The organism is Rhodococcus sp. W8901, assembly GCF_013348805.1.
Taxonomy (GTDB): Bacteria; Actinomycetota; Actinomycetes; order Mycobacteriales; family Mycobacteriaceae; genus Prescottella.
In genome coordinates this window covers 1,017,147-1,035,507 of the sequence record NZ_CP054690.1, presented here as the reverse complement: position 1 = coordinate 1,035,507, position 18,361 = coordinate 1,017,147, and the positions used below count along the sequence as shown (strand labels likewise).

Genomic DNA, 18,361 nt, shown 5'->3' with positions numbered 1-18,361 from the left:
GGGAGTTCACGGCACGGTTCGAGCGCGACGGCGTGTGCTGAACTCCCGTTCAGGGGTTGGGGCGGGCCGCGAACTCGGCCGGGTCGAACGTGAACACGAAGTAGTCGCGCCCGTCGAACACGAACGTCGCCGCCTCGGTCATCCCGTAATGCCGGTGCACCGCAAGCGACTTCGCGTTCGCCGCCTCGACGAAGGCGACGCCGAGATCGAAGCGGTCCCGAAGCTCACGACTGAGCGCGGTGAGCAGCATCGTCAACACCCCGCGCCCCTGGAAGCCCGGGTCCACGGCCGCCGGCCCGTACAGGAACAAGCGGCCGTCCCCGTCCCCCAGCGCATCCAGCGCCAAGCGCGGCGGACCCGAGGCGACCGCGCCGGGCTCCGACGTCATCGCGAACCCGGCGAGTCGGCCGGTCTCCTCGGCGATGAAGACGCCGGTGCCCTCCTGGAACCGGGTGAGGACATCGGCGTCCATGCGCCCCTGGATGAAGCCGCGCTCGGCGCGCTCCTGGGCGGACAGGCCGTCACCGCGCGAGGCCGCCATCAGCGCGAGGATCGCCTCCCGGTCCTGCGGCCCGGATCGTCGCATGGTGATCGCCATACTCCGATTATGGGACGCAGCCCTCGGGAGCAACCTGTCGACTCTGTGACCGGCACTCCGCTCTGCCACCGCGTCGCGGCAGTCACCTGTCACACCCGATCAATCCTGTCTCGTCTACCGGTCCGGGCAGGTGTCCACCGCGAATTCCCCGACCACCTTCTCTGTGATGCTGCTCCGGACCGGACCTGGGATCCGGTCTGCAAACTTCTTCAGATAGGCGTCGACCCACTCGCTCCGCTCCGCCAGGAACGGAAAATCGGAGCCGACCATACTGCGCACCGCCAGAATGGGAAGCGGCGCGTCCAGTGCCGGGAACGCCTTGTTCCGTAGCCCGGACGTGGTGCATCCCGGATAGAACTGGCCGAGCATGAGTCCTTCCTGGACGAACTTGGACTTACCTTCGCGTTGCGCCTCCTCGATCAGCGAGTAGTCCGAGACATCGGCGAACACGAGGAGCACGGCCTTCAGGAGCGCATCGTCGCCGTCAACCGGCGGCAACTCGCGAAAAGCAGCGAACATCTCGTCCACCGCCTCGGTCATCTGCTGAACACCGACGTCGCAGCCATCGATGAATCCGACCCACAACAGTCCTCGCGAGATCGACGGATTGGTGAACGGGCAGACCGGACCCGATCTGCCGAGATCCGGATGCGGTCGGATCAGGTAGTCGCAAACCCAACTACGCAGCACCTCGGAGCACCGATGCTCGGAGCCCACGACCGCGTCCTCTCCGAACAACTTCTCGAGCCGAATCGCGGTCATTTGTCCTCCTACCCGATTCGCATCGCACCACCATCCGACGCGCAAAGGCGCCGACGAGAGGAAGGGACCGGTGGCGCTCCGCGCCATACGCAAAAGCATGCTTTCCGGGTCGACTGCGGTGCGTCCGCACCTGGCGATCAGGCGAAAGACCGACTAGAGACACTGCTTCGGCGAGTGCCGTGAACAGCTGCAGTCCTGAGGAACCCTCTCGGCGAATCGCTGTCCTCCAATGGGACTGCCGGGTCCGGGGCAGCCAAGGGCATCGAGCACGACCTGTACATCCATTCGGCCCGCTCGACACCACGGTAGTCCGCGCTGAAGAGTCGGGCAACGGGTGCACGGTTTGTGTAGTGCTGCGCATTACTCGGGTGCCCCCCGCTCTCGGTCGACCAGATTCAAGTGCCGGTTGAGGAGGGGGCCCACGACCGAAAGGCCCTGCGGGCTCGTCATTTGCTCGTGACGCGTAGGGATTCGGTACTCGCGTACTTCACCGATGATGTACTTTCTCCAGCCCGCTGCTCCGGCCTCACGGTCGAGACCGTGATCGTCGTCCGAGTCTGTCGCCGCGCTGAAGTACGCGACCACGGTACCTTCGAGGGTCGACGGCCGATGCGCGAGAGCGCCATGGACGAGGTCCTGGTACTCCCGGTAGAGGGTGTCGAGGTGATCAGGAGTCAGTGATGCAAAGAGTCCCCCCTTCGCACGCAGCAGCCGTGCGGCCTGCTCGGTCGTCATGTCCGATTCCCCCTCGTCGGCCAACTCCACCCCACCGAACTCGGCGACCAACCTTGCAGCCGTGGGCATCTCACCGTCGGTCTCGGCTCCGGACGGCGCGCGGCTGTCCATCATGGCAAGGGTGAGCACGTCGTCACCTTCTCGACGAAGTTGGACCGCCATCGCGTGCGCAATCTGCCCGCCCACCGAGTAGCCGAGCAGGTGATAAGGACCGTGTGGCTGCACAGACCGGATCTCCCGGACGTAGCGGTGGGCAAGGTCGTCGAGCGATCCGAAACGTACATCGGGATCGGTCAGCGCGGGGGAATTGATTCCGTAGATCGGTCGGTCGTCGTCGACGTGCTGCACCAGGCCGCTGTAACACCAGGCGAGCCCGATGGCGGGATGTATGCAGAAGAGCGGATTCCGACTGCCCGTGGCACGCAGCGGGAGTAGCACCTCGACCACTGAACCGGCGCCGTCGTTCTCGACGGTCTCGGCCTCGCGCGTCTCGATCCGGTGTGCCAGCGACTCGGGCGTCGAATGTGTGAAGATCCACTCGACCGGTACCTCCGTGGAGGTCGATTCCCGCAGTCGCGCAGCCACCCCCGTGGCCGTCAACGAGTTGCCGCCGAGGGCGAAGAAGTTGTCGTCTGCACCGACCCTCGCCACACCGAGTTCGACCGCGAAGGCAGCCGCCACAGCCGATTCGACGCCCGCTTTCGGTGCCCGGTACTCTGCTCGGCCCGCAGCAAAATCCGGCGCCGGCAAAGCCGCACGATCAAGCTTGCCATTCGGCGTCAGCGGCACGGCCTCGACCACCACCACCGCCGCCGGAACCATGTGCGGAGCCAACCGCTCCCCCGCAAACGCAAGAACCTCACGCACATCCAGATCCACACCCACCCCGGGCACCACATACCCGACCAACCGATCACCGGCACCATCGTCCCCACGCACCACCGCCACCGCACGCGCCACCCCCACACACGCCGACAGAACCGACTCGACCTCACCCAACTCCACCCGGAAACCACGAACCTTCACCTGCAGATCCGCGCGACCGACGTAATCGAGCGTCAGACCCCCACCGGGCAACCGCAACCACCGCACCAGATCCCCCGTCCGATACATCCGCCGACCCGAACCCTCGAACGGATCCGCAACGAACCGCGCCGCCGTCAATCCCGCCCGGTTTCGATAACCACGCGCCAGAGCCGAACCCGCCAGATACAACTCCCCGACCAACCCCACCGGCACCGGCCGCAACCAACCGTCGAGCACACACTCCCCGACACCCCGAATCGGACCACCGATCGTCACCCCACCCGCAACCGTCATGCACACACTGGCATTCGACTGGATCGTCGCCTCCGCCGGACCGTAAGTGTTGAACATCCGCCGACCGGCCGCCCACCGCGCCACCAACTCCGGCGGACACCGCTCACCACCGACCACAACGGTCCCGAGATCGTCGAGCCCCACCGGATCCACCGTCCCCAACAGCGTCGGCGTCAACGCAGCATGAGTCACCCTCTCCCGCCGCAGAATCCCCGCCAAATCGACACCACCGACCACCGCCGGCGACACCACCACCAACCGCCCACCGAACCCGAACGCCCACAACTGCTCGAGCACCGCCGCGTCGAAACTCGGCGACGCAACATGCAACACCCGCGCACCCGGACCCAACCCGAACCGAACCCCCTGCTCCGCCAACAGATTCGCCAACCCCCGATGCGTCACCACCACACCCTTCGGCACCCCCGTCGACCCCGACGTATAAATCACATACGCCGCATGATCGATACCCAGGCACGCCGTCCGCTCCCCGTCACTCACCGGCCCAGACGACAACCCCGCCAACTCCACCTCGACCACCGGATCATCGAGCACCACCCACCCCACCGACCCAGGCAACCGATCCCGCCACTCAGCCACCGTAACCCCAACCACCACAGCAGAATCCGACAACATGCGCCCAATCCGACCAGCCGGATACAACGGATCCACCGGCACGAAAGCCGCCCCCGACTTCGCCACCGCCCACACCGCCGACACCGACTCGAACGACCGCGCCACCGCCACCGCCACACACGACTCCGGACCCACACCCCGACCGATCAACAACCGCGCCAACCGACTCGACCGCTCATCCAACTCCCCATACGTCCACCCCCGACCCCCACACACCACCGCAACCGCACCCGGATCCCGAACCACCGACGCCGACAACAACTCCACCAACACCCGCCCCGACACCCCCGACCCACCCGACACCGGCACCAACTCCCCACACTCAGCCCGGGAAAGCAGATCGAGCCGGGCCAGCGGCAGGTCAGGGTCGGCGACGACGGCATCGATCACGCGCAGGACCCGCTGCAGGATCGCCTCCATCGTGTCGCGGTCGAAGACTTCGGGCAGGTAGCTGATTCGCAGGTGCAGTCGCGTGTCGACGTGCGCAACGAGACCGATCGGATAGTGCGAGGCGTCGATCCCACTCACATCCACCACCCGCATTCCGGCTATGTCGGTCTCGGCGGTGAGCCCACCCCGATCGACCGGATAGGACTCGAACACGGTCATCGTGTCGAAAACTGCTCCAGGCCCGGCCGCCCGCTGGACGTCGGCCAGCCTCACGTGGTGGTGATCGAGTAGTCCGGCCTGCTCCGCCTGGACCCGGTCGAGTAGCTGTCCCAGACTGTCTGCGGTGTCGAGCCGGACCCGGACCGGCAGTGTGTTGACGAACAGCCCGATCATCGACTCGACGCCTGCAACCTGCGCAGGGCGCCCGGACACGGTCGCACCGAACGTCACGTCGTCCCGGGATGTCCACGTGCCCAACACGATCGCCCACGCCGCCTGGACCACGGTGTTGAGGGTGATTCCGCGGGCGCGCGCGAGGGAGGTGAGCGCCGCGGTCTGTTCCTCGGTCAGCCCACCGAGCACCTCCCGCGATTCCGAATATCGACGGCCCGGGTCGGCCGGCGCCACCAGGGTCGGCTCGTCGGCGCCGTCGAACGCGCGAGCCCAGGTCTCGAGTGACCTCGGCTCATCCTGCCCACCTACCCAGGTCAGGTAGTCCCGATAGGGATGGATACGAGGCAGCATCGCGCCGTCGCCGTCGGTGGCATAGAGCAGCAACAGTTCGCGCAACAGCAGCGGCGTCGACCAACCGTCGAGCAGCAGATGATGATTGGTCAGCACCAGTCGGTGACGCTCGGGTCCGGTGGTGACCAGCATCCAGCGCAGCAGTGGGGCCTGGGCCGGATCGAACCGCGTCGCCCGGTCGGCAGACATCAGTTGATCCCACGCACAATTCCGTTCATCGTCGTCCGAACCCGACAGGTCGCTCGCCGACCACGGGGCCACGACGTGGTCCTGAACCACCTGTACCGGGCCCCCGGCGACGCCGGGGACAAACGCGGTCCGCAGGTTCGGATGCCGTTCCAGCAGCACCTGTCCCACGCGCCGCAGACGCGCCGGGTCGACGTCCCCGCGCAGCTCGACGACCAACTGCACCACGTAGGCGTCCACCGACTCCTCGGACACCGACGTGTGGAACAGCAACCCCTCCTGCAGCGGCGAGAGCGGCCACACATCCGTCATGTTCGGATACCGGTCCTCGAGCCGTTCGATCTCCGCCTGCCCGAGCCCGACCAGGTCGAGATCGGACGGGGTCCGCCCGCCCGCCCCCGGCGTCGCGGCATACGCGACCAGCGCGACCAGCGCATTGCGCCACATCCGGGCCGCCGCACCCACCTCACGGGCGGTGAGCACTCCGCTGGGGAAGGACCAGATCGCCCGCAACCTCGGTCGGCCTCCGTCGTCGAGGGTGAAAGCGTTGATGTCGAGCACCGCCGGCACCGGCATGTCTGGGTTCTGCGCACCGGTGAGATCGCTGGCGTCGTCGACCGGGAGCCAGCCTGCCCCACGCCCGCCGTCGGGGATCCCGCCGGCGACGCGGCCGAGGTAGTTGAACGCGATCTGCGGCGCAGGCTGGTCCCGCAGCACCGGTCCGGTGTCCTCGTTGAGATAGCGCAGCAGTCCGTAGCCGATCCCGTGGTCCGGGACCGCGAGGAGTTGCTCCTTGACGGACTTGACCACCGCCCCCGCGGCCGGCCCACCGGCGCACGCATCGTCGAGATCGATTCCGGAAAGATCCAGGCGCAGAGGAAAGCTCGTGGTGAACCACCCGACCGTGCGAGTCAGGTCCGAACCAGCGGCCACACTCTCCTCGCGCCCGTGCCCCTCGAGCCGGATCACCGCGTCATCGAGAAGGGACCCGTCAACACCATCTCCACGCTCGCGCCGCCACTTCGTCACCGCCACCGCCAACGCGGCCAGCAACCCGTCGCCCACCCCGCCGTGGAACGCCCCCGGGACTGTGGTCAACAGGGCCTCGGTTACCTCCGGCGGTATGTCGACCTCCACGCTCCGGGTGGTGGCGACCAGGTCGATCGTGAGGTCGAGGAGTCGGGACCCGATCACCGGATCGTCCACCGCAGCCAGCGCCCGCCACATCTCGAGTTCCGCAACCCGCTCCGGCCGGTGCGCCGCCTCGGCCAGCCCGTGCGCCCACCTGCGCATCGACGTCCCCACCGGGGCCAGATCGGGCGCTTCACCCGCCTCGATCCGCGACCACGCTGCCGCCAGGTCCGGCACCAGCACCCGCCAGGACACCCCGTCGACCGCCGAATGATGGACCACCACCAGGACCCGACCCCGTTCCGCCTCGTCCTCGGGGTCGAACCAGACCACCTGCACCACGATCCCGGCCGCCGGGTCGAGCCGATCCGCCGCGGCGTTCAACTCCGCCGCCGCCAGCTCGTGGAACTCGACCGTTCCCGGCGACATGTCGAGGGGCACCCGACGAATCAGCCCGTCGGCGAGGACCGTACTGCGCGGCAACACTTCCCACGCCCACACCCCATCGGCATCCTGGCGCAACCGTGCGCGCAACATGTCATGGTGATCGAGCACCGCCTGCACTGTGTTCACCAGGCCGTCGGCTCCGATGCCTTCCGGCAGATTCAGCATCACGGCCTGGGAGAAACGACCGAACCCGGACTCTCCGCGTTCGAGCAACCACCTCAGTACCGGCGTCAACGGGGTCTCCCCTACCCCGCCACCGGCAAGCTCCTCCAGTAACTGCGTCGAACCACTGTCGCCGCGGACGGCAACCTCCGACAGCCTTGACACCGACCTGCACTCGAACACGTCCCGAGGCGAGAACACCACCCCCGCCGCCTTCGCCCGCGCCGCCAACTGGATCGACATGATGCTGTCGCCACCGAGCGCGAAGAACGAATCCTCCACGCCCACCACGTCGACGCCGAGCACCTCCCCGAACAGCCCGGTGAGTACCTTCTCGATCTCGGTGTCCGGTGCCCGGTACTCTGCTCGGCCCGCAGCAAAATCCGGCGCCGGCAAAGCCGCACGATCAAGCTTGCCATTCGGCGTCAGCGGCACGGCCTCGACCACCACCACCGCCGCCGGAACCATGTGCGGAGCCAACCGCTCCCCCGCAAACGCAAGAACCTCACGCACATCCAGATCCACACCCACCCCGGGCACCACATACCCGACCAACCGATCACCGGCACCATCGTCCCCACGCACCACCGCCACCGCACGCGCCACCCCCACACACGCCGACAGAACCGACTCGACCTCACCCAACTCCACCCGGAAACCACGAACCTTCACCTGCAGATCCGCGCGACCGACGTAATCGAGCGTCAGACCCCCACCGGGCAACCGCAACCACCGCACCAGATCCCCCGTCCGATACATCCGCCGACCCGAACCCTCGAACGGATCCGCAACGAACCGCGCCGCCGTCAATCCCGCCCGGTTTCGATAACCACGCGCCAGAGCCGAACCCGCCAGATACAACTCCCCGACCACCCCCACCGGCACCGGCCGCAACCAACCGTCGAGCACACACTCCCCGACACCCCGAATCGGACCACCGATCGTCACCCCACCCGCAACCGTCATGCACACACTGGCATTCGACTGGATCGTCGCCTCCGCCGGACCGTAAGTGTTGAACATCCGCCGACCGGCCGCCCACCGCGCCACCAACTCCGGCGGACACCGCTCACCACCGACCACAACGGTCCCGAGATCGTCGAGCCCCACCGGATCCACCGTCCCCAACAGCGTCGGCGTCAACGCAGCATGAGTCACCCTCTCCCGCCGCAGAATCCCCGCCAAATCGACACCACCGACCACCGCCGGCGACACCACCACCAACCGCCCACCGAACCCGAACGCCCACAACTGCTCGAGCACCGCCGCGTCGAAACTCGGCGACGCAACATGCAACACCCGCGCACCCGGACCCAACCCGAACCGAACCCCCTGCTCCGCCAACAGATTCGCCAACCCCCGATGCGTCACCACCACACCCTTCGGCACCCCCGTCGACCCCGACGTATAAATCACATACGCCGCATGATCGATACCCAGGCACGCCGTCCGCTCCCCGTCACTCACCGGCCCAGACGACAACCCCGCCAACTCCACCTCGACCACCGGATCATCGAGCACCACCCACCCCACCGACCCAGGCAACCGATCCCGCCACTCAGCCACCGTAACCCCAACCACCACAGCAGAATCCGACAACATGCGCCCAATCCGACCAGCCGGATACAACGGATCCACCGGCACGAAAGCCGCCCCCGACTTCGCCACCGCCCACACCGCCGACACCGACTCGCACGACCGCGCCACCGCCACCGCCACACACGACTCCGGACCCACACCCCGACCGATCAACAACCGCGCCAACCGACTCGACCGCTCATCCAACTCCCCATACGTCCACCCCCGACCCCCACACACCACCGCAACCGCACCCGGATCCCGAACCACCGACGCCGACAACAACTCCACCAACACCCGCCCCGACACCCCCGACCCACCCGACACCGGCACCAACTCCCCACACTCAGCCCGGGAAAGCAGATCGATGTCCGCGACCCGAATCGAGGGCGAGGAAACGACTTCCTCGGCAATGCGGACGAATCGGTCCGCAAGGCGCTGCACGGTGTCCGCGTCGAGGATGTCGGCAGCGAAGCCGAAGGAAGCCGACATCCCGAGGGGAGCGCCGGCGCCGGTGTCGAATTTCTCGGCGAGGCTCAGATGCAGGTCGTACCGGGCGACGTCGAGATCGATGTCGACAGGCTCGACCGTCAGCCCCGGCAAGTCCAGGCGTGGCGACTCGGCGTTCCGAAACTCCAACATCACTTGGAAGAGCGGGGAGTACGCCGTCGACCGCACGGGATCGATGGCCTCCACGACCTGCTCGAACGGCATCTGCGCGTGGGCGAAGGCGCCGAGATCGCGCTCCCTCACCCGATCGAGCAGGTCGGCGAACGTGGACTCGGGCTCCACCGGCGTCCGCAGCACGACGGTGTTGACGAACATGCCCACCACGTCGTCGAGTGCAGCCTCGCCTCGCCCCGCTGTCGGCGTACCCACCGCAATGTCCGTGCTCCCGCTCACCCTGCTCAACAGCACGGCCAGCGTCGCGTGCATGACCATGAACACTGTCGAATGATGTTCGTGAGCAAGGGATTGCAGTCGCTCGTGCAGATCCGAACCGATCTCGAAATGAACCTTCTTCCCTTGCATCGATCGCTGCGCCGGTCGTGGTCGGTCCGTCGGCAGTTCGACGGTCGCAGGCATCCCTGACAACGCCCACCGCCAGTACGCCAACTCGCGTGCGATCGGCGAATCGGGCTCGGACTCGCTGCCGAGCATGCGGCGCTGCCACAGGGTGTAGTCCGCGTAGTGCACTGCCGGTGGCGCCCAGTCGGGTGCCCGCCCGTGCAGGCGGGCGGTGTATGCGACCGTCAGGTCCCGGGCGAGCGGCGCCATCGACGCACCGTCCGCCGCGATGTGGTGCACCACGATCATCAGCACGTGCTGCTGCGGACCGTTCCGGAACAGTGCCGTTCGGATGGGCGTCTCGTCGGTGACGTCGAATCCGGCGGCGGCACCCCGCACGAGGTGCGCCCGCAGGTCTGCCGCGCCGGACACGGACATCGGCGTGAGGTCGGGATGCACCTGTCCCGTCGGGACCACCACCTGGCGGGGACCGTCCGTGGAGTCGGGGTAGACGGTCCGGAGCGTGACATGCCGATCCACGATGTCAGCAAGCGCCAACCGCAGGGCACCGGTGTCCAGATCGCCCGAGAACCGGAGCGCGATGGGAATGTTGTAGGCAGGCGACGACGTATCCAGTTGGTTGACGACCCACATTCGGTGCTGCGCCGGGGAGGTCGGAACACTGTCGGGCCGAGTGCCCGTGGTCAGTGCCGGTCGGGCCGACGATCGATCGTCGATGCCGTCGATCCCGTCGATCCGGGCCGCGAGCGCGGCAATGGTGGGCGCCTCGAACAGGTCGCGGATATCGATGTTCCGATCCAGCGCCGAGTTGATCCGCGTGACCACCTTGGTCGCGATGAGGGAGTTTCCGCCGAGATCGAAGAAGTTTGCATCGACACCGAGGTGGTCGACCGCGAGGAGCTCGGCGAAGACGACTGCGGTTGTCTCCTCGGTCGGCGTGCGTGGCGGCCGGGACTCGGTGGGCCTCGTCCCGAAGTCCGGTGCGGGTAGTGCGGTGCGATCGAGCTTGCCGACCGGGGTCAGCGGAATCTCGTCGATCATTGTGATCGCCGCGGGCACCATGTAGTCCGGTACCGCCACACGAACCTGGGCCTTCAGGTCGGCGGGGTCGGGGACGTGCTCGGCGGCGGGAAGCACGTAGGACACCAGGACCGGGTCGCCGGTCGGGCCGGCACGACTGAGTGTCGCCGCGAATCTCACATGGGGGTGAGCCGTCAGCGCCGCGTCCACCTCGCCGGGCTCGATCCTGAAGCCACGAATCTTGACCTGGGAGTCGGTCCGGCCCAGGTACTCGAGCGTCAGGTCCCCCTCCCGATCGCGCAGCCACCTCACCACATCCCCGGTGCGGTAGAGGCGTTGTCCCCGTGCACCGAACGGATCGGCGACGAATCGAGCGGCCGACTGACCGGCCTGATTCCGATACCCACGTGCCAGGCCCGGACCGGCCAGGTACAGCTCCCCCGCCACACCGACCGGCACCGGTCGCAGCCGCCCGTCGAGCACCAACTCCTCGAAACCCCGGATCGGGCCGCCGAGTGTCACCGGCTCTTCCGCCGACCCGATCACTCCGAGATTCGCCATGATTGTCGACTCCGTCGGGCCGTAGGCGTCGAACATCGCGCGCCCCGGCGCCCACCGCGCTACCAACTCCGGGGAACACGCCTCACCCCCCACCACGAGACACCGCAAGCAGCCGTGACCCGTGGGATCGACCGACGACAACGCCGACGGTGTCAGGATCGCATGGGTCACGCGGCAACGATCGAGCAGCGCCGCCAGGTCGTCGCCGCCGTACACCGTCGGTGGTGCGATCGTCAGGCACCCGCCCGCCGCGAACGCCCACACCAGCTCGAACACCGACGCGTCGAAACTCGGGGATGCGAAGTGCAGGACCCGCGCACCGGGCCCCGTCGCGAAACGGTCGCGTTGTTCGGCCGCCAGGTCCGCCAAACCCCGATGCGGCACCACCACGCCCTTCGGGACCCCCGTCGACCCGGATGTGTAGATCACGTATGCCGGATGGTCGGGTGTCAGTGCCGAGACCCGTTCGCCGTCGGTCACCGCCGTCGAGGGAGTCCCCGCCACCTCCGCCTCGACCGCTTCGTCGTCGAGCACCAGCCACGGCACGGTCGGTGGCAGGTCTCTCGACACGTCCTCCGTCGTCAGCCCCAGGACGGCGCCCGAATCGGTGAGCATGTACTCGAGCCGAGCCGACGGATACCCCGGATCCAGCGGAACGAAGGCCGCACCGGTCTTTGTGACGGCCCACACCGCCAGGACCGACTCGAGCGACCGCGGCAGTCCCACCGCCACGACTTTCTCCGGCCCCACGTCATGACCGATCAGCCAGCGCGCCAGACGGTTCGACCGGCTGTCGAGCTCGCCGTACGTCCAGCTCCGGTCGCCGTATACAACCGCGACCGCATTCGGGTCCGCGCCCACCGATGCCGCGAACAGCCCCGGCAAAGTCAACGCGGGCAACGCCGCTGCCCCGGACACCGGCATCAACTGCTCACGCTCCTCGGGGGCAAGCACATCGACGTCGCCGACCGGAGCCGACGAATCTGCCGCCGCATACTCGAGAATCCGCACCAGCCGATCCGCGAATGCCTGCGTTGTCGCCGAGTCGAACAGATCGGTGGCAAACACGAGGTCGACCGACAGTCCCGACGGTCGGCCGGAGTCGGTGAAGCTTTCACCTACGGTCATCTGCAGATCGCAGCGTTCGGGACAACAGTTCTCGGGTGCCGTGACGGACACGTCGGCGACCGCGGTCGGCTCGGCACGAGTGGGGCCGAGGACAACCTGGACGAGCGGCGGGCAGGGCGTCGTGCGGTCCGGGGCGAGCGCCTCGACCAACCGGTCGAACGACACCCTCGTATGCGCGAATGCGCCGAGTTGACAATGCTTCACCCGCTCCAACAGGTCCGCAAACGAGAGTCCCGGATCCACGTGGGTCCGCAACACCACGCCATCGACGAACGCGTCCGCCCCGTCGTCGAGCGCGGCGTCGGCCCGTCGGGCAATCGGCGCACCGACCGCGATGTCGTCGGAGCCGCTCACCCGGGCCAGCAGTGCGGCCAGCCCCGCATGCATCGTCATGAACATCGTCGAGTCGTACTCGCGAGCGCGCTGCTGCAGCTTGCGATGCAGCTCCGCGCCGAGCGTGAACTGCAGGCTTCCGGAGTCCAGGGACCGCTGTTTCGGTCGCCGCCGATCTGTCGGCAGCCCGAGCAGTACCGGCAACCCCGCCAGCGTCCGTCGCCAATAGTCCAGGTCCCGGGCCGCCTCCAGCCGGCGCTCGCCTTCCCTGGCACTGTCAGGGTGGATCGTCGCTATCAGCGACTCCGGACCGGCCGCGACGAAGTCCTCGACCACGCCGACGAACCGCTCGTGATGGAGCCTCAGCTCGTCGATGCGGTATCGCAGCGGATTTCCGCGGAACTCGACGAACGTCTTTGCGGGTGTGCCGCTTTGGTAGACATTGATCAGCAGGTCCGCGATCGGACCGGAGGTGAGCACATGAAATTCACCCGTCACCGAACCGAAATCGAGCTCCTGACGGAAGAGCATCACGTTGACCATCGGCGCGGCGGTCCGGTGGGCCTCGGCACCGACGCTCACCTCTCGCGCAATCTCGGCGAGGTTGCCGCGCTGGTGTCGCAACGCGCCCATCAGTTCCAGACTCACCCGCTCGACCAGATCGCCCACGGTGTCGCCGGGACCGACCCGAATCCGGAGCGGAACGACGTTGACGAACATCCCACCCGAACTGCGTAACACCGCAGTGGTCCGCCCGGAGACCGGGACATCCACGCGAACCTCCTCCCGGCCCGTCATCCGTGAGAGGTAGCAGGCGAACGCCGCGATGATCACCGCAGCGGACGTTCTGCTCGCCCGACCCTCGGAGTCCTCGAGCCGGGTGGCCGTGTCCTCGTCGAGTGATGTGGCCACCAGCATGTCGCGGGCCACCGCAGTGCCGTCTCGGTCGGCCAGACTCACGGGTTCCGCCAGCCCCTGGAACCGCTCGATCCAGTACGCACGGTCCGCCTCGAACCGACTCGAGGCACGGTACCGACAGTCGAGTTCGTACAACGTTCGCAGATCGGCAGCTCTGCTGGGTTCCGGGTCCCGGCCCGACGCCGCAGCCGAGTACAGAGCCGCGATGCGGTTGACCAACGTCATCGCGGCGTACCCATCCAACGCGACATGGTGAGCACGGCTGTACCACAGGTACTGCGCATCGCCGACCTGCAATATGGTCGACACCCCCAGGGGGTCGTGCATCGGGTCCACCGGACTCGACCGGTCCTCGCGCATCCACCCATCCGCGGCCGCCACCGGATCACTCTCTCCACGAAAATCAATGAACCCCAACGAGTTATCCAAGGACGGATCAACAACTTGCCTGGGCTCCCCGTCGACCTCGACCAGCCGGAGGAAGGCGCCCTGGGTCTCACGTCCCGCGGTCACGGCCGCCCATCGGAACAGGTCGAGATCGAGGTCGCCGTGGAACTCCACGTACTGAGCGATGCAGTACGGAAGGTGCGGGGCCAGTCGCTGCGCGAGCCAGACCTCGTACTGCGCCGACGACAGCGGAAAGGGTTTCAGAGCAGCAACTTCCATGGAAGATGTCCCGAATCCGGTTGACGTCGACTCCGCCTGTTCGTCCATCAGAGTGCAATCTGGTCGTGTCGTCGCGACCTGGCTGTCGCGGGTGGAATAACCGGCCCGTGAACAAGCGGGCGCAGTGGCGCGTCACGCACCACGTCCCGAGGGACGAACCGCCGACGCGCGGTGACGCCGACCTGCTCGGCGAGTGCCCGATATCGGAGCTGCGGTGGAGTCTTCTCGCTCGAACGTGCCGACCGTGCCACCGGGTCCGGGGTGGCGAAATGACGCCTGTGACGTCTCGGGCCACTTGGTGGCCGCTCACCCATCCTGCCAGAGCCACTCGACACGCGCCAACCGCTCGAAGTGCTCCGTGCCGACAACGCCAGACGTGGCTAGCCTGGAACCGACTGCGGCGACAAGCCGCCAGAAAGACCGGAAACTCATGAGTGAACAACGACTGGTCCATGTGTTCGAGGAACTGGCGGACGCCCTCGTACCCGGCTTCGACACCACCGACTTTCTCCACACTCTGACCGACCGAACAGTGGCACTGGTCGCGATCGACGCTGCCGGCATCCTGCTGACCGATGAACGCGGGCACCTTGCTTCGGTGGCGTCCACCACCGAGCCGGCGCACACCCTCGAACAGTTGGAGGTGGCGGACGCACGTGGCCCCTGCTACGACTGCTTCACCACGGGGCGCCCCCTCGTCAACCTCGGCCGCGACGCGACCTCGGCGCGCTGGCCACGGTTTCAGCACCTGTCCGGAGAGGTCGGCTTCGGGGCCGTCCATGCCGTTCCGTTGCAGCTGGGAAACCAGGTGATCGGGTCGCTCAACATGTTCTGTGTCGCCACCGGCAGCCTCCCAGCGGAGGACGTCGACACGAGCCGGGCGCTGGCGCGGATCGCCACCATCGGGCTACTGCACAATCGCACCGCGCGCAACGCGCAGGAAGAGGCCGCACAACTGCGGCAGGCGCTGACCAGCCGAATCATTATCGAGCAAGCCAAGGGGATGCTCGCCGAAGGTGCCGGATGCACCCCGGCGGTGGCATTCGACGCGCTCCGCCGTTACGCCCGCACCCATGGCCGACCGCTCCACGACGTTGCCGCTGAAGTCGTCGACGGCACCCTGACTCCGCCGACTTCCGGCTGATCCGCCTGGCGTGGTGCAGACGTCCCGACCGCTACCGGGCCATCGATGCGGAAGCGAAGGCGAGCACCTGCGGCCAGGAGATGTCCCACGCGGCCTTGTTCACCGGATCGTCTTGGCGCGCACGGGCACTGAAGCCGTGCGCGGCACCCGGATACGCGTGCACGATCGTCGCGCCGCTGTCGCGGGACTGCAGCGCCGACTGCAAGGCCCCGAAAGTTCCGGCCGACAGGATCGTGTCGGCGCCGGCGTGCAGCACCATGACCGGTGCGGCGATCGCCGGAGCCAGCGCCACCGTGTCGAGCGCGTGGTTCGCCGCGGCCGGATCCCAGATCGACGGATGGTAGGCAACGACATTCGCGAGTTCACGGTCACGCGCGCCGAGCAGCAGCGAGAACCGGCCGCCCAGACACCAGCCGATGACTCCGACGCGCCGTGCGCCCAGCTCACCTCGGGCGTAGTCGAGCAGAGCGCCCATCTCCGACAGGCATTCCTCGTCGTCGAGCTGCCCCATGAGCTCGAAGAGGCGCTCCTTCGGGGTGTCATCCAGGCTCGGTCCGTGCCAGGGATCCCACACCAGTGCGGTGATCCCCGCCGCGGCGATGTCGGCGGCGTAATCGCGCACCTGCGCATCGACGCCGTTGATCATCGGCAGCAGCAGCATGACGGTATCGCTGCCGCCGTCGGGCTGCGCGAGGTGCGCGGTGAGGTCACCGACCGTGACGGTCCGTGACCTCACCGTGGAACCCGTTGTCACAGAATGGCGCCCGGCGCGTAGCGCGCAGCATCCGGGTTGGCGTCGACCAGCTTCTGCACCTCGGCGACCACGGAGTCGACCTGCGCGCCGGCGGCACCGATGAACGCGGACTTGTCGGCGAGGGCCTCGTCGAGCGCGGCGCGGTCGAGCGGCAGCCGGTCGTCGGCGGCCAGACGATCCAGCAGATCCGGCTCCTTGCCCTGCTCGCGCATCGCGAGCGCGACGGCGACGGCGTGCTCCTTGATGACCTCGTGCGCGGTCTCGCGTCCGACACCGGCGCGGACCGCGGCCATGAGGACCTTGGTGGTCGCCAGGAACGGCAGGTAGCGGGTGAGCTCCTTCTCGATGACGGCCGGGTACGCACCGAACTCGGCGAGCACCGTCAGGAAGGTCTCCATCTGGCCGTCGATCGCGAAGAACGCGTCCGGCAGCGCGACACGGCGGACGACGGAGCAGAACACGTCGCCCTCGTTCCACTGCGCACCCGCCAGCTCGGACGCCATCGACGCGTAGCCGCGCAGGACCACCTGCAGGCCGTTGACCCGCTCGCACGAGCGGGTGTTCATCTTGTGCGGCATCGCGGACGAGCCCACCTGGCCGGGCTGGAAGCCCTCGGTGACCAGCTCGTGGCCGGCCATCAGGCGAATGGTGTGCGCGAACGACGACGACGCGGCACCCACCTGGACCAGCGCGGACAGCACGTCGTGGTCCAGCGAGCGCGGGTACACCTGGCCGACGCTGGTGAACACGTGCGCGAAGCCGAGGTGCTCGGCGACCTTCTTCTCGAGCTGCTCGAGCTTGGCGGCGTCGCCGTCGAGCAGGTCCAGCATGTCCTGCGCGGTGCCCATCGGGCCCTTGATGCCGCGCAGCGGGTAGCGGTCGATGAGCTCACGCAGCCGGGTGAGACCCACCAGCAGCTCGTCGGCGGCCGATGCGAAACGCTTGCCCAGCGTGGTGGCCTGCGCGGCGACGTTGTGGGAGCGTCCGGCCATCACGAAACCGGTGTACTCGGCGGCCCGCTCGCCCAGGCGGGCGGCGATCGCGACACCGTGGTTGTACACGTGCTCGAGCGAGCGGAGCACCTGCAGCTGCTCGACGTTCTCGGTGAGGTCGCGGCTGGTCATGCCCTTGTGCACGTGCTCGTGGCCGGCGAGGGCGTTGAACTCCTCGATGCGGGCCTTCACATCGTGGCGGGTGACGCGCTCACGGTCGGCGATGGAGTCCAGGTCGACGCTCTCGAGCACCCGCTCGTAGTCGGCGAGCGCCTCGGCGGGAACGTCGATCCCCAGCTCGGCCTGCGCCCGCAGCACCGCCAACCACAGCTGACGCTCGAGCACGATCTTGTACTCCGGCGACCACAGCGCCTTCAGCTCGGGGCTGGCGTAACGGTTGGCAAGGACATTCGGGATGCGGCTCACGAGATCCCAGTTTACGGCGAGACCCCAAGCCCCTCGTCAGTGCGTGCTCGGAGGAGCGAACTCGTCGATCAGGTCGAGCAGCATCGCGCGCGCCATCCCCCGCGGATCGGGGTCCACCTCGCTGAGCGCGCCCACGACCACCCCGTCCACCACGGCGACCAGGCGACGCAGCTGCGGCTCGCGCACGACGCGGCCGGACCGGCGCAGCACCTCGGCGAGAAGGTCGTCGGTTTGCGCCCGCAGCCGCAGCTGCACGTCCCGCAGCTCGGGATGTCGCGCCGACGCCACGAACCGCTCGTACCGTGCGATCAGCCGTTCCCGGGCACCGTCGCCGACCTCGTCGGGACCGATCAGTAGGTCGACGATCAGATCGACCGTCGCCTCGACGCCGCGCCGCCGCTGCGTGACGTCGTCGATGCGTTCGCGCATCGCGTCCAGTTCCCGGTTGCCGTTGTGTTCGACGGCGAGGGCCACCAGCTCGTCGAGCGAGCCGAAGTAGTAGGTGGTGGACGCGAGCGGCAGACCCGCACGGGAGGCCACCGCACGGTGCCGGACCGCGTCGAAGCCGCCCTCGAGGAGCAGGTCGGCCGCGGCGGTGACGAGCGCCTGACGGCGCCTCTCACCCTTCGGGGTCGCCGCGGACGTCATCCCTCCATCGTGCCAGCCACGGCGACACGCCCGAGTGAATTCGACCAAACAGC

7 protein-coding genes are annotated in these 18,361 nt (G+C 67.8%); 1 reads left to right on the top strand and 6 read right to left on the bottom strand.

Features of this window, described 5'->3' with window-relative positions:
* Window positions 1-49 precede the first annotated feature (49 nt).
* From HUN07_RS04845 to HUN07_RS04835, 3 genes are all read right to left on the bottom strand, one after another.
* Entirely contained in the window at window positions 50-598 is a 549-nt protein-coding gene (locus tag HUN07_RS04845; RefSeq protein WP_174908260.1) for a GNAT family N-acetyltransferase, read from the bottom strand.
* 114 nt (window positions 599-712) lie between these two features.
* Window positions 713-1,360 (bottom strand): DUF6875 domain-containing protein, encoded by a 648-nt coding sequence (locus HUN07_RS04840; protein ID WP_174908259.1) that lies wholly within the window; start codon window positions 1,358-1,360, stop codon window positions 713-715.
* 360 nt (window positions 1,361-1,720) lie between these two features.
* Complete coding sequence (locus HUN07_RS04835; protein ID WP_174908257.1) at window positions 1,721-14,344, bottom strand: non-ribosomal peptide synthetase; 12,624 nt, start codon at window positions 14,342-14,344, stop codon at window positions 1,721-1,723.
* Between the two features lie 430 nt (window positions 14,345-14,774).
* Here HUN07_RS04835 and HUN07_RS04830 point away from each other — a divergent pair, with 430 nt between their 5' ends.
* Window positions 14,775-15,488 (top strand): GAF and ANTAR domain-containing protein, encoded by a 714-nt coding sequence (locus HUN07_RS04830; RefSeq protein WP_174908255.1) that lies wholly within the window; start codon window positions 14,775-14,777, stop codon window positions 15,486-15,488.
* A gap of 31 nt (window positions 15,489-15,519) precedes the next feature.
* Here the strand turns inward: HUN07_RS04830 and HUN07_RS04825 are convergent, their stop codons facing one another.
* From HUN07_RS04825 to HUN07_RS04815, 3 genes are read right to left on the bottom strand one after another with little or no spacing between them, the layout of a single operon-like run.
* Entirely contained in the window at window positions 15,520-16,242 is a 723-nt protein-coding gene (locus tag HUN07_RS04825; RefSeq protein ID WP_174908253.1) for a dienelactone hydrolase family protein, read from the bottom strand.
* The gene (purB, locus tag HUN07_RS04820; RefSeq protein WP_114720605.1) at window positions 16,239-17,660 is read right to left on the bottom strand and encodes an adenylosuccinate lyase; all 1,422 of its coding nucleotides are present in this window, start codon (window positions 17,658-17,660) and stop codon (window positions 16,239-16,241) included. Before purB ends, HUN07_RS04825 begins: the two co-directional genes overlap by 4 nt.
* A gap of 36 nt (window positions 17,661-17,696) precedes the next feature.
* Window positions 17,697-18,308 (bottom strand): TetR/AcrR family transcriptional regulator, encoded by a 612-nt coding sequence (locus tag HUN07_RS04815; RefSeq protein WP_114720602.1) that lies wholly within the window; start codon window positions 18,306-18,308, stop codon window positions 17,697-17,699.
* Window positions 18,309-18,361 lie beyond the last annotated feature (53 nt).

What these genes read in the sequence shown, in the direction of transcription:
- HUN07_RS04845 (WP_174908260.1), bottom strand. Translation starts at nt 598, where the DNA reads ATGGCGATCACCATGCGACGATCCGGGCCGCAGGACCGGGAGGCGATC.
- HUN07_RS04840 (WP_174908259.1), bottom strand. Translation starts at nt 1,360, where the DNA reads ATGACCGCGATTCGGCTCGAGAAGTTGTTCGGAGAGGACGCGGTCGTG.
- HUN07_RS04835 (WP_174908257.1), bottom strand. Translation starts at nt 14,344, where the DNA reads ATGGAAGTTGCTGCTCTGAAACCCTTTCCGCTGTCGTCGGCGCAGTAC.
- HUN07_RS04830 (WP_174908255.1), top strand. Translation starts at nt 14,775, where the DNA reads ATGAGTGAACAACGACTGGTCCATGTGTTCGAGGAACTGGCGGACGCC.
- HUN07_RS04815 (WP_114720602.1), bottom strand. Translation starts at nt 18,308, where the DNA reads ATGACGTCCGCGGCGACCCCGAAGGGTGAGAGGCGCCGTCAGGCGCTC.